This window comes from Collinsella sp. CM84Y_54 (assembly GCF_036317945.1).
In the GTDB taxonomy this organism is placed as follows: domain Bacteria; phylum Actinomycetota; class Coriobacteriia; order Coriobacteriales; family Coriobacteriaceae; genus Collinsella.
The window spans coordinates 91,299-103,866 of the sequence record NZ_JAWQCX010000001.1 but is presented as its reverse complement, the minus strand read 5'-3'; the positions used below and the strand labels follow the sequence as shown (position 1 = coordinate 103,866).

The 12,568-nt window shown below is 60.0% G+C and carries 10 protein-coding genes; 3 read left to right on the top strand and 7 right to left on the bottom strand.

Annotated features, from left to right (window positions below; all coding sequences use genetic code 11):
- Positions 1–73: 73 nt before the first annotated feature.
- The 4 genes from V2391_RS00475 to V2391_RS00460 all read right to left on the bottom strand — a co-directional run bounded on the left by V2391_RS00475 (position 74) and on the right by V2391_RS00460 (position 5,807).
- Complete coding sequence (locus V2391_RS00475; RefSeq protein WP_329737830.1) at positions 74–1,234, bottom strand: DUF2974 domain-containing protein; 1,161 nt, start codon at positions 1,232–1,234, stop codon at positions 74–76.
- A 159-nt stretch (positions 1,235–1,393) separates the two neighbouring features.
- Complete coding sequence (locus V2391_RS00470) at positions 1,394–2,344, bottom strand: L-lactate dehydrogenase (protein ID WP_022094138.1); 951 nt, start codon at positions 2,342–2,344, stop codon at positions 1,394–1,396.
- A gap of 201 nt (positions 2,345–2,545) precedes the next feature.
- The gene (locus tag V2391_RS00465; RefSeq protein WP_329737829.1) at positions 2,546–3,709 is read right to left on the bottom strand and encodes a pyridoxal phosphate-dependent aminotransferase; all 1,164 of its coding nucleotides are present in this window, start codon (positions 3,707–3,709) and stop codon (positions 2,546–2,548) included.
- A gap of 118 nt (positions 3,710–3,827) precedes the next feature.
- The gene (locus V2391_RS00460) at positions 3,828–5,807 is read right to left on the bottom strand and encodes an NAD(+) synthase (RefSeq protein WP_329737828.1); all 1,980 of its coding nucleotides are present in this window, start codon (positions 5,805–5,807) and stop codon (positions 3,828–3,830) included.
- 203 nt (positions 5,808–6,010) lie between these two features.
- On the opposite strand from V2391_RS00460, the gene V2391_RS00455 reads away from it, so the two are divergent.
- Together V2391_RS00455 and V2391_RS00450 are read left to right on the top strand one after the other, a co-directional pair.
- On the top strand, positions 6,011–6,955 hold the full coding sequence (locus V2391_RS00455; protein ID WP_329737827.1) for a hypothetical protein: 945 nt from the start codon (positions 6,011–6,013) through the stop codon (positions 6,953–6,955).
- Between the two features lie 138 nt (positions 6,956–7,093).
- The gene (locus V2391_RS00450) at positions 7,094–8,401 is read left to right on the top strand and encodes a hypothetical protein (RefSeq protein WP_329737826.1); all 1,308 of its coding nucleotides are present in this window, start codon (positions 7,094–7,096) and stop codon (positions 8,399–8,401) included.
- Positions 8,402–8,462: 61 nt separating this feature from the next.
- Here the strand turns inward: V2391_RS00450 and ettA are convergent, their stop codons facing one another.
- From ettA to V2391_RS00435, 3 genes are all read right to left on the bottom strand, one after another.
- Positions 8,463–10,142 carry an energy-dependent translational throttle protein EttA gene (gene ettA, locus V2391_RS00445; RefSeq protein WP_329737825.1) on the bottom strand — a complete coding sequence of 560 codons (1,680 nt, stop codon included), beginning with the start codon at positions 10,140–10,142 and terminating at the stop codon, positions 8,463–8,465.
- Positions 10,143–10,327: 185 nt separating this feature from the next.
- Positions 10,328–11,032 (bottom strand): SdpI family protein, encoded by a 705-nt coding sequence (locus V2391_RS00440; RefSeq protein WP_329737824.1) that lies wholly within the window; start codon positions 11,030–11,032, stop codon positions 10,328–10,330.
- Positions 11,025–11,303 carry an autorepressor SdpR family transcription factor gene (locus V2391_RS00435; protein ID WP_022094448.1) on the bottom strand — a complete coding sequence of 93 codons (279 nt, stop codon included), beginning with the start codon at positions 11,301–11,303 and terminating at the stop codon, positions 11,025–11,027. Before V2391_RS00435 ends, V2391_RS00440 begins: the two co-directional genes overlap by 8 nt.
- 460 nt (positions 11,304–11,763) lie before the next feature.
- Here V2391_RS00435 and V2391_RS00430 point away from each other — a divergent pair, with 460 nt between their 5' ends.
- Positions 11,764–12,561 (top strand): tRNA threonylcarbamoyladenosine dehydratase, encoded by a 798-nt coding sequence (locus V2391_RS00430; protein ID WP_118081834.1) that lies wholly within the window; start codon positions 11,764–11,766, stop codon positions 12,559–12,561.
- Positions 12,562–12,568 lie beyond the last annotated feature (7 nt).

Here is a 12,568-nt window from a genome sequence, read left to right as displayed (position 1 = left end):
AGTATAGCGGTCGAGCCCGCCCCAGGCGCATCGAAGATTGGTGCATCGGGGACAGGTTGCTTTGCACCAATGGCTAGCGCAAGAGTTCGGACTGCCAAGCCTCGAGCTGTTCTGTCAGGCTCTTACCGGCAGCGGACATGTCGATCTGAGGGCGTTTGGGCAGCAATGCACATCTAAGGATTGCCGCGATGGTCTGCGAAACAAAATGGCGCGTATCCTTGTCAAAGCCTTGGGCGGCCCGGAGCATCACAGGCAGGTTCTCGCGCATGTTCCCGGCGATATCCGCAAAACGTTCGGCGCCCGTAGCCTCAAACACGGAGAACAACGCTTCTACAAAACGCTCGCGCTCGCCAGGTGACACTGCAAGCAGCATCTCGCGAATAGAGCCATCAACATATCGCGCGCCAGCAGACAGGCGTTCGCAATACACAAAATCGCAGCCGTCGACCACCCAGCTAAAGGGATTGTGTTGCAGCAGGCTAAACTCGGTGCTTTCGACGATAGCGTAGTCCTCTTGCGTCTCGAACATCATGCCGAAGATCGAAGACTGGGGCAGGGTTTTATCGATACGACCAGAAAGGCTCGCAAAGGCGTCTCCGTTCAGAAACTCCTCGACAAAGCCAGGGCCATCGTGGGAGAAGACCCGCTCAATCCGGTTACGAGCACCGCTTGAGCACATCGCTGCACCATACACAGCCAGATTTCCGCCCTTGGAATGGCCTCCGCACAAGAGCGGCCCGTCAATCGCATCCGCCGCCTCGTCCACATAACGCGCCGCGGATTCCTGGGCCGGCACAGGACACCGGAACGCCATGTTAAAGTCCTCTTTCCAGCCCACAATCGTGCTGTCGGTCCCTCGGAAGGAAACGTAGCTAAACCCTGCCGGAAATCGGAGCGTCATGGCCGCAAACTGCTCCGTCATCGCAACATCGTTCACGGCGCGATAGCCGCAAATGCGCGCACCGCGGTATCTGGGATTTGCTGCCACTGCCTCCAACAAGGCAAGGCTTCCCTCTGGATTCCACAGGTCGCCAACCATATCCCGATAGCACTCGGCACGTAGCAGCTCGCGCACGTCAAGCCCCCGCCAGCCCTCAAGCTCTGGCATGTCGTCCGGCAGGCGCAAATACGACAACCAGGCAAAGACCAGACTGTCCACCGCGCAGAACGGCCGCTCATCAAACGAGTCAAAGGCCGTCTGGGCATAGGTCAAAAAGTTAGGCGAATCAGACATGACCCTCCCATCAACAATGGTGCAAGGGGGACAGGCTGGTTTTGCACCGATTGCACCTCATTTGATGCAAACAAACCTGTCCCCGATGCACCAAAAAGGCGCCCGGGTCACATGAATCCGGGCGCCTTCATTGTAGCTTTTCGCTCTAGCGAGCTTGATTTAGCAGGAGAAGTCGACGCTGTCGATGATGTCCTTGAGGGCCTTTGCAGAGACGGTGAGCTCATGCTGCTCGTCATCGTTCAGCGGCACGGGAACGCGGCAAACGACGCCGTCGCGGCCAACGACCGTCGGCATGGAGATGGCCAGATCGGACAGGCCGTACTCGCCCACCATGAGCGAGGAGACAGGCAGAACGGTCTGCTCATCGCGCATGACAGCAGTGCAGATGCGCTTGACGGCCATAGCGACACCGTAGTAGGTGGCGTGCTTCTTCTCGATGATGGTGTAGGCGGAGTTCTTGACGTCCTCGGCGATGCGCTTCTCGGCAGCCTCATGCTCCAGGTGGCCGTGAAGCTCACAGAAGGTGTTCAGCGGCACGCCGGCAACCTGAGCGCTGGACCAAGCGACGAACTCGGAGTCACCGTGCTCGCCCATGACGTAGGCCTGGACATCGCGCGGGTCAACCTCGACGTGAGCGCCGAGCATCTGCTGCAGACGGCCGGTGTCGAGCACGGTGCCGGAGCCGATGACATGGCCCTCGGGCAGACCGGACATCTTGATGGCGGCGTAGGTCAGAACGTCGACCGGGTTGGAGACGATGAGCAGAATGCCGTCGAAGCCAGACTTCTTAATCTCGGGAATAATGGACTTAAAGATGCTGACGTTCTTGTTGACCAGGTCCAGGCGGGTCTCACCGGGCTTCTGGGCAGCGCCAGCGGTGACGACGATCATGGCGGCGTCGGCTACATCGGAATAGTCGCCGGCGTAGATCTTCATCGGCTCGGCAAACGTCATGCCGTGCGCGATATCCAGAGCCTCACCCTCGGCGCGGTTCTTGTCCACGTCGATAAGGACCATCTCGGAGAACAGACCGCTCTGCATCAACGCGAACGCCGAAGACGAACCGACGAAACCGCAGCCGACAATAGCGACCTTCTTCTCGTTAACCATTAGAAACTCCCATCTCTCTCCACAAACAAGCCGCCCGGGAACGACCCGAGCGGCTTGCCGTAATCCCAATACATCCAATCGGGACTTTGATTATGCTCCTATTCGCAGCCAAATATCGACCGTTTACCGAAATTATTTGCAGGATTCGTAAAATAACTGCACGAAATCGGTTTCGAGCTATTGACGAGTCGAAATGGCCTTCTAATACAGACCCGCCTCGCGAATGGCCTCGACAGCCAAAGCGATCTGATCGGGCGGCAGGACCAGCGCCATGCGCACGTGCCCCTCGCCCGAAGGACCAAAGCTCGCGCCCGGCGTCACCACAACACCGGCCTTCTCCATGAGCTCCTCGCAAAACGCCATGGAATCGGTGCGACCACCGGGAAGCTTGGCCCACACAAACATGGAGCCATGCGCGTTGGGACGCTCCCAGCCCAGGCCCTCAAGACCGTCGCACAGGGCATCGCGACGCTCCTGGTACTTCAGACGCTGCGCCTCGACCTCATCACGCGGACCGTTCAGGCAGGCGATAGCAGCCTTCTGGATCGGGAAGAACATACCGAAGTCGATCTGGCCGCGTAGCTTGGCAAAGGCAGAGACCACGTCCTCGCGGCCGACCAAAAAGCCGATGCGAGCACCGGTGACGTTAAACGACTTGGAGAGCGAGAAGAACTCAACGCCCACCTCGAGCGCACCGGGATACTGCAAGAAGCTGCCGCCCGGCTCGCCGTCGAACACGATGTCGGAGTACGCGTTGTCATGGACGATGAGCAGGTCGTGCTCGCGGGCAAAAGCGATGATCTCCTCGTAGATCTCGGGCGTGCCCACCGAGCCCACCGGGTTGGCGGGCAGCGACACGATCATATACTTGGCGCGGTCGGCCACTTCGGGATCGATGCCCGCCACATAGGGCAGGTAATTGTGCTCGGCAACCAGCGGATAGTACTCGAGCTTGGCATCGGCGATCTTGGCACCCGCCTCAAAGACCGGGTAGCACGGATCGGGAACCAAAATAGTGTCGCCCGGATCGAGCAGGGCCAGGCCCAAATGGCCCACGCCCTCCTGCGTGCCGTTGCACGACTGCACCATGGACGGCGTAATGCCGGAGACACCAAAGCGACGCTCATAGTAATCGCACACGGCCTGCTTGAGTTCGGGCAGGTCACGCAGGGCATACTTCCACATCTCGGGATCTTTGGCTGCTTGCGTGAGCGCCTCGACCACGTGGTCGTACGGCTTAAAGTCGGGCGTGCCCACGCTCATGTTGTAAATGGTCTTGCCCTGAGCCTTCAGCGCGAGCAGTTTGTTGTTGAGCGAGGCGAAGACCTCCGCGCCAAAGCGGTCGAGACGCTGCGATGCCTGCATGGTGCCACCTTTCGATATGAAAAACGCGGCGCTCCGACAAGAGCGCCGCGCGATACGGGCCATCAGATTGCAAAAGTGTAACGCTTGCAACCCCCGTATTGGTTCAATTTAGCCAACCTTAGTCAATTGCATTGAGCGCATCGATCTGCGCAAGCCACAGACGCGAGCTGGCGTCACTCGGCATACGCCAATCGCCGCGCGGGCTGAGCGTCACCGAGCCCACCTTGGGACCATCGGGCAGGCAGCTGCGCTTAAACTGCTGAGCAAAGAAGCGACGGTAGAACGTACGCAACCACGTGTGGACGGTCTTGGCGTCGTAGACGCCCTCGAAGCTCTTGAGCGCCATGCGGTAGATCTTGCCCGGCTCAAAGCCAAAACGCAGCAGGTAGTAGAGGAAGTAGTCGTGCAGCTCGTACGGGCCCACCAAATCCTCAGTCTTCTGCGCAATCTCGCCGTCGCCCGTGGGCGGCAGAAGCTCGGGGGACACCGGTGTATCGAGGATGTCGAGCAGCGTCTCGGCAATACGCCCGCCAAAGACATCGGCAGCATAACGCACCAGATGGCGCACAAGCGTCTTGGGCACGCTCGCGTTGACGGCATACATGCTCATGTGGTCGCCGTTATAGGTAGCCCAACCGAGTGCCAGCTCCGACAAGTCGCCCGTGCCGATGACAAAACCGCTAGCCTGGTTGGCCAGATCCATCAGAATCTGCGTACGCTCGCGGGCCTGGCTGTTCTCGTAGGTCACGTCCTGCACGGTCGGATCGTGCTCTATGTCCTTGAAGTGCTGTTCCACAGCCGCGTGGATCGAAACCTCGCGGAAGCTCACTCCCAGGTCGTGAGCGAGCGACTCGGCATTCGACTTGGTACGATGCGTCGTGCCAAAGCCGGGCATGGACACGGCCGTGATACCGGTGCGCGGCAGCTCCAGCGCATCGAAGGCACGCACGGTCACAAGCAGTGCCAGCGTGGAGTCCAAGCCACCCGAAAGACCGATGACCGCAGCCTTGGTACCCGTATGGGCAAGGCGGGTCTTGAGGCCGGCGGTCTGCAGGTCGAGGATGGTCTCGCAGCGCTCGGCCAGATCACCATGGTCGGCCGGCACAAAAGGCGCGCGAGGGAAAACGCGGTCGATATCGCAGGCATCGCGCAGGACAGGTTCGTCTGCCAGCACGCCCTCAAACGAAAATTCAACGGTCGTGGCCTCCGGCGCATCGTCCGCGCGCGTCCACGTCGTCGAGCGACGGCGCTCGGCAACCAGACGGTCAAGATCGACATCGGCGACGGCCATATCGCAGGTAAGCAGTTTGGTGGCGGCGAGCTTGGAGCCGTTTTCGTAGATAAGGTTCTCGCCTGCAAAGACCATATCGGTCGTGGACTCGCCCTCGCTCGCGTCTGCATAGGCATAGGCGCAGTACAGGCGTGCGCTTTGGTTAGAAATAAGGCTGCGGCGATAGTCTGCCTTGCCGATGATCTCGTCGGAAGCAGAGGGGTTGAGAATCACCGTCGCACCGGCAAGCGCCATCTCGGTCGAAGGCGGCGCCGGCACCCACAGGTCCTCACAGACCTCAACGCCCAGCACCAGGTCCTCGGCGCCCTCATCACAGCAGCGGCAGACAAGCCCCGAACCCAGCGGAACCGGACCCTGACCGGCAAATTCAACCCACACGGGATCCGCAGGCGCCGGAGCAAACCAGCGGCGCTCGTAGAACTCGCCATAGTTGGGCAGATACTTTTTGGCCGTAAGACCCAAAAGCTCGCCCGCGCAGCACACGGCGGCGCAGTTGTAGATATTCTCGGCAACTGCAACGGGAAGACCGATGGTAAAGACAATCGGCAGCTCACGAGTCTCGTCGAGGATATGTACCAGAGCGGCCTCACAGGCATGCAGCAGCGTGCGGTTATGGAACAGGTCGGCCGCGGTATAGCCGCACAAGTTGAGCTCGGGCAGCACCAGCGCGCGAACGCCGCGCTCGGTAGCCTCGCGAACAACCGCCAGCGCAACCTCGGCATTGCCTTCGACATCGGCCACGCGAATCTGCGGCGACGCCGCCGCCACACGCAAAAAGCCATCAGACTGAGAAAGGTGAAGATTCATAAGAATGCTCCCGTGCGTAGACGCCATTCACAACAATTAGCAAGCCCTATTGTAGTTCAACCGCCGGGTGCAACCGCATCCCACCAACTTGGTGAGCTATTGATGAGTTGATGGTATCTGTTAAATGTCACGTACGATTCACATCTGGTGGGTACCCTGATGGCTACATGAAACGAAGCAGATTTACACCGGGAGGGTCCCGCATGACAACCAAGTACACCGACGCGCCGCGCACACGCGTCATGACACCGGCCGCGCTCAACAACGGCGTTCACGAAAACCATTCCATCGGACAGACCATGGCCATCGCGCCCAAAAAGGGCCTGTTCGACGACATTTCCATTCCCCAAATCATCGCCGGCGCTGCAGCCGCCGCCACGAGCGTCGCGCTTGCTTCCAAAATCGGTATCGCCGGATCGGTGATCGGCGCCGCCGTGAGCTCGGTCATCACCGTTGTGTCCTCGCAGGTCTACCGCCACTTTATCTCTGCCAGCGCCAAAGCCCTCAAAGGTACGCACGCCGACGTCGACTACCCCGCCGGCGCCTATGAGCCCGTTGAATTTAATGCCGAGGAGCACCTGGGCGGCGCCGCGACTACGCAAGAGATGCGCCAGATTGCGGGGCGCGCGACCACGGCACGCGTCGCTCCCAACAGCCTGCGCGCCAAGGCGGCGGCAGAGCGCAGCCAGACGCAAAAGAAGGTCATCATCTTCTCGATCGCCATCGCCATCGTCGCGGTCATCGCCTGCACCGGTGCCATCCTTATCACCACCGCCGGTGAGGGTCTGGGCGAGCGTCCCGAGCCAATCCTTTCGTCGCGCACGACCGAGCACGACGCGGATAACACCGGTCAATCGCAAAGCCAGCAAGACGACTCGCAGGGCGCCTCCTCATCCACCGACTCGTCCTCGAACACCCCCGATCAGTCGCAGAGCGCTGATTCCTCTGCGAACAGCGGCGGCACGCAATCCAGCACGACCGACTCAAGCCAAACGACTGACGGCTCTCAACCGAGCACAGGCGACCAGACGAGCGGCAATGCATCGGGCACGGGATCTACCGACAATAGCAACACCAACAGCTCGAGCGGAACCGCTTCCGGCACGGCATCAGACAGCTCGAGCCAAGACACGGCATCGGGCAACTAAGCACGTTTGTCTCTCATAGATAACCGACCTGCATAACGGGCGCGAACCGGCAACGGTCGCGCCCGTTTACCTTGGGCGACGAGATGGCAAGGCCCGTGCGATGGTAAGATGCTTTGGTGTGTATAGAGGAGATTTGCCATGAGCAAGACAATAGTTACGCCCACGCTATCGCTGGGCAACCACATCTATCTGTATCGTCTGCTGCGCGACGCGATTGGGTGCGGCAAGCAAACGTTTATGACGCAGGTCGAGGAGGCGCTCGCCGCCGGCGACATGACCGCTTATGACCTGGGCTTCGAGTCCACGCGCGAGCTGCTCGAGGAGCTCGACGACTGCATTAGACTGACCGTCTTTAAGGGCGGTCGCCTGTATGCCACCGTCATCGCCAACGAGGCTTGGGATGCCGCCCTTGCCAAAGGCGAGGACAAGCCCAAAGCTGCCAAGGGCGCCAAGCAGTCCTACAAAAAGAAAAAGCGCGGCGAGAAGGACCTCAAGGCCGTGCGCCCCAAGCACGTTAAGCGTCCCGAGCCCGAAGCCATGGTTGAAGTCGTGCCGGAACCCGAGCCCGAGGCAGAGATCGAAGTCGCTATTGAGGTAACAGCAGAAGCCGAAACCGAAATCGCCGCCACGACCGATTCCAAAGTCATATCCGAGCAGGAAGCCACTGCGGAGCTCGACGAGGCTCCCAAGTCGACAACCGAAGAAGCCGCTGACCAGCCTGAGACGCCTGCGTTCCAAAACAGCGATGTCTTTGGCGACGAGGCTGAGGACGATCAGTCCGACGAGCCCGCCGATCAAGGCGCTACCGAGTCGGCGCCGGAGCCCGAGACGCCGCAGCCCGCCATCTCGCTCACGGTCGTCTATGATCCCGAGAACGCCAACGCCGGCATCACCACCATGGCATCCACGCCCATCGAGGCAAAGCCGAGCGTCGAGAACGAGAACGCGACGCAGGTTGAGGTTGAAACTGCAGCTGCAGACGCGCCCGTCACCGTGGAGCCCGCAGATTCCACGATCAAACCGGACTCGACGCCAGAGCCCGCACCCGTCATCAAGTCCGTGCCCACCGCTGCTTGCGACCAAATTCCCGCACCGGCACCGGCTCCGGCACCCGCAGCAGCCCCAACCCCCGCACCTGCAGCGCCCGCCATCCCCAAGGACTTCCCCGTCGATTTCACAACCGAGATCTTCTGCCCCGGCCCGCTTCTGCACCAGCTGTCAACCTATCTCCCCTACGGCGCCGACACCCTCGGCATCGTCGGCGAGTACTACTGGATCGCCCGCGAGCGCGGTACCATCGAGGTCGCGCGAAACCGCGCAAGCTTCCCCCTGCGTTACACGCAGGCCGGCGAGCGCCGCGAAGTCACCGTGCGCATCCGCCGCAACACCACCGGCGGTCTCGGAGCCGCCTGGACCATCGATAAAGTCGAGCCTTCTACCAAGTAACAAAAAGGGACGATAACCCTCAAGGTTATCGTCCCATTCTCGTTAGGCCACCTGAGCTCGACTAGTCGCGCGTGAGCTTGCGGTGAATACGATGCGGCTGGGCTGCGTCCTCGCCCAGGCGCTCGATGCGGTTGGCCTGATAGGCCTCGAAGTTGCCCTCGAACCAATACCAGTTGCCCGGATTTTCGTCGGTGCCCTCCCACGCCAGAATGTGCGTGGCGACGCGGTCCAGGAACATACGGTCGTGGCTAATGACCACCGAGCAGCCCGGGAACTCGAGCAGCGCCGCCTCGAGCGAGGACAGCGTCTCGACGTCGAGGTCGTTCGTGGGCTCGTCGAGGAGCAACAGGTTGCCGCCCTGCTTGAGCGTGAGCGCCAGGTTCAGACGGTTGCGCTCGCCGCCGGAGAGCACGCCAGCGCGCTTCTGCTGGTCCTGGCCCTTAAAGCCAAAGCTCGCCACATAAGCGCGGCTCGGAACCTCGGTCTCGCCGACCATCATGTGGTCCAGGCCGTCCGAGACGACCTCCCATAGGTTCTTGTCGGGGTCGATGCCGGAACGGTTCTGGTCGACGTAAGAGATCTTGACGGTCTCGCCCACCTCGAGCTCGCCCGAAGTCAGCGGCTCCAGACCCACAATCGCCTTGAACAGCGTGGTCTTGCCCACACCGTTGGGGCCGATGACGCCCACGATGCCGTTGCGCGGCAGGGTGAACGAAAGGTCATCGATGAGCACGCGGCCATCGAACTCTTTGTGCAGATGATGGGCCTCGAGCACCTTGTTGCCCAGACGCGGGCCCACAGGGATGCGAATGTCGGTCCAGTCGAGCTTCTGGCTTGCGCGGGCCTCGGCCTCCATCTCCTCGTAGCGAGCCAGACGGGCCTTGTTCTTGGCCTGGCGGGCCTTGGGCGAGCTGCGCACCCACTCGAGCTCGGCCTCCATGCGCTTGGCGAGTTTGGCGTCGCGGTTGCCCTGCGCCTCGATACGCGCGGCCTTGGTCTCCAGATACGTGGAGTAATTGCCCTTGTAGGGATAAAGGTGACCACGGTCGACCTCGCAGATCCACTCGGCAACGTTATCCAGGAAGTAGCGATCGTGCGTGACGGCAAGCACCGCGCCCTGGTAGTTATGCAGGAAGTGCTCGAGCCACAGGATCGACTCAGCGTCTAGGTGGTTCGTGGGCTCGTCGAGCAGCAGCAGGTCGGGAGCCTCGAGCAGCAGCTTGCACAGGGCCACGCGACGGCGCTCGCCGCCGGAAAGTACGTTGACCGGCATGTCGGAATCGGGCAGCTGCAGGGCGTCCATGGCCTGGCCGAGCTTGGAATCGATATCCCAGCCGTCGGCGGCATCAATCTCGTCCTGGAGCTTTCCCATCTCGGCCATGAGGGCGTCCATGTCGCAATCCGGGTCGCACATCTCCTCGCCGATCTTGTTGAAGCGATCGACCTTGGCGATCATATCGCCAAATGCCATGCGCACGTTCTCGATGACGGTCTTGTCATCGTCGAGCGGCGGCTCCTGGTGCAGGATGCCCACGGTGTAGCCGGGGGTGAGCCTGGCATCGCCGTTGGAGACCTCCTCGATGCCGGCCATGATCTTGAGCAGGGTCGACTTGCCCATACCATTGGGGCCCACGACGCCGATCTTGGCACCGGGGTAGAAGCTCAGGGTCACGTCGTCAAGGATTACCTTGTCGCCATGGGCCTTACGAGCCTGATACATCTGGTAGATAAACTCCGCCATTTGCCTGTTTTATCCTTTCTACCTGCTGTTTCTCTATTCTTGTTTCGCCTAAGTGGAAACGAAATGGAAAAACCAGCTCTGAAACGTAACGAAAAAGGGGCATGGTTGCCCATACCCCCTAATACTACCTGGGAAAAGTTCCCCCGGAACATACTATGAACTACGTACGCTAGTTTTCCGCAACCTTAGCGAGCGGCTCGCTGCGATTTGCGCCACAGCAGATACGAGTAGACGTAGACGGCTCCAACCGAACCAAACGCCAGAACCGCAATCACCGCGGCGACGACTTCACTCGAAAGCACGCTGCCTGCCACGCCCATCGCAATCAGGCCAACACCCAGCACCATAAAGCAGGCACCGCCAAAGCGCTGCGTACGGCGCCAGTTCTCGGGATTGGCAAGCGCCCAAGGCGTCTTGATACCGAGCGTATAGTTCTGCTTCACACGCGGCAAGTAGTTGCCTACGCCGATGAACAGCAAACCGACAACACCGGAAATCAGCACGTTGACCGAACCGACCGCCGGCACCACGCCCCAGACCGTAAGCTCTCCCAGCCAGCTTATGGCGCACATGAACAAGGTGAAGGCGATTACGAAGCCCTGATAGAACTTGCCCGAGGTTCGATATGCCTCACCTTTGGGATCGATGCGCGGCACCACGCAGAACATTGCGAGAAGCACCAGAGGCAGCACGCCGAGCGCGGAGGCCATCCAGCTGGGACCCCAACCGTCGACGGCGCCGTTCGCGCCCCAGTGCGTGGGAATCTGCCCAGGCAAGCTCGGCATCACCATGAGATGCGCTACGACATTGGCGACGCACAGAGCGACCAGCGCAATCCACACGCGCGACGATACCCCCGTGGGGTGAATGCCCTTGTTTTCGTTATTCATCCTTATCACCTTCCGTGTTTGTAAAGCCCATAAACCAACCGATCAAGTCCTGCATGACGGTAGTGTTTAAGCTGTATACGATGTTTTGACCATGACGTTCGTCGGTTACCAACCCGGCGTTTTTGAGCGTCGCCAAGTGATGGCTCAGCGACGGCTTACTGATATCGAAATGCTCGGCAAGCTCCCCCGCCGTGCAATTGCCCTCGCGCAGCAACTCCAAAATGCGCCGTCGCGTTGGATCGGCAAGCGCCTTAAAACCCTCTCCCGGCATAAGACCCCCTTTCATCATCTCTCATGACGCGCACACTATACTCGATATTTAGATGTTTGTCTAACTATCTAATACAGGAACATCTATAGAACATTCGTTCGTATTTAGCTACAATGGAAGTTGAAGCAGATGGGCCAGCTCCCTCTACCCGAGAAGGAGATGGACTATGAGTATTGACGATGTCCTGACGTTGTTATTGCTTGTAATCGCGGCTGTGGAGCTCGGCATCCACATTGGAGGTCGAATGAAATAGCCGCCCCCGCGTAATGCGAAGACGGCCACTTCTCACGCTACAAACGTGTTTGGGAGTTGGCCAACCCGCGGCAACGGGTGCCATCTGCTTCATCTTATGCGAATCACTGCCTCATTTCAACAAGCCCCTAGGGCTCAAATGGAATCGCGATAATACCTATAATGACGATAGCTAAAACACGATTCGCTTCCCCATCGGAGGATGTCTATGACCGAAACCACAGCCGCAACCCCCAACGAGACACGCGACACCAAGCTCGAGATCATCATGGGCCGCGAGGCACTCGACAAACTCGCCGCCGCCACGGTGCTGGTGCTCGGCTGCGGAGGTGTGGGCTCCAATTGCTGCGAGGCACTTGCCCGCGGCGGCATTGGTCATTTCGTCATTCTGGATAAGGACATCATCGCGCCCAGCAATATCAATCGCCAGGCCATCGCCTTTCAAAGCACCATCGGCAAGCGCAAGGTCGATGTTATGGAAGCCATGATCCACGACATCAATCCAGCCGCTACCGTCATCAAGCGCACCGAATACCTGTTGAGCGACAATATCGACGAGTTCTTCGCGAGCGTTTTGGAGCAGACGGACGGCAAGCTCGACTACGTCGTCGACGCCATCGACACCATCTCGGCCAAGCTCACCATTGCCAAATATGCTCAGGACCACGACATTCGTTTGGTTAGCTCCATGGGCGGGGCCAACAAGCTCCATCCCGAGTGCCTCCGCTTTGCCGACATTTTCGATACGGTACGTGACCCCATGAGCCGCATCATGCGCAAAGAATGCAAGAAGCGCGGAATCAAGAGTCTGCATGTACTGTTTAGCTGCGAGGAATCGGTTAAGACACAGCCCCGCGACCCTTCCAATATCCACGAGCGCACCGAGCTCGGAACCGCCAGCTTTATGCCGCCCATCATGGGCCAGATGATTGCCGGCGAGGTTATCCGCCAGATCAGTGGCCGCGGCACCGAGCGCGTGCGCGCCGATGGCCAGCGCTTGGACTAGCGGAGCG

Bases quoted from the DNA above. Each gene is read 5' to 3' on its own strand.
- V2391_RS00430 (WP_118081834.1), top strand. From the start codon at position 11,764: ATGACCGAAACCACAGCCGCAACCCCCAACGAGACACGCGACACCAAG.
- V2391_RS00450 (WP_329737826.1), top strand. From the start codon at position 7,094: ATGAGCAAGACAATAGTTACGCCCACGCTATCGCTGGGCAACCACATC.
- V2391_RS00460 (WP_329737828.1), bottom strand. From the start codon at position 5,807: ATGAATCTTCACCTTTCTCAGTCTGATGGCTTTTTGCGTGTGGCGGCG.
- V2391_RS00435 (WP_022094448.1), bottom strand. From the start codon at position 11,303: ATGCCGGGAGAGGGTTTTAAGGCGCTTGCCGATCCAACGCGACGGCGC.
- V2391_RS00470 (WP_022094138.1), bottom strand. From the start codon at position 2,344: ATGGTTAACGAGAAGAAGGTCGCTATTGTCGGCTGCGGTTTCGTCGGT.
- V2391_RS00475 (WP_329737830.1), bottom strand. From the start codon at position 1,234: ATGTCTGATTCGCCTAACTTTTTGACCTATGCCCAGACGGCCTTTGAC.
- V2391_RS00440 (WP_329737824.1), bottom strand. From the start codon at position 11,032: ATGAATAACGAAAACAAGGGCATTCACCCCACGGGGGTATCGTCGCGC.
- V2391_RS00455 (WP_329737827.1), top strand. From the start codon at position 6,011: ATGACAACCAAGTACACCGACGCGCCGCGCACACGCGTCATGACACCG.
- ettA (WP_329737825.1), bottom strand. From the start codon at position 10,142: ATGGCGGAGTTTATCTACCAGATGTATCAGGCTCGTAAGGCCCATGGC.
- V2391_RS00465 (WP_329737829.1), bottom strand. From the start codon at position 3,709: ATGCAGGCATCGCAGCGTCTCGACCGCTTTGGCGCGGAGGTCTTCGCC.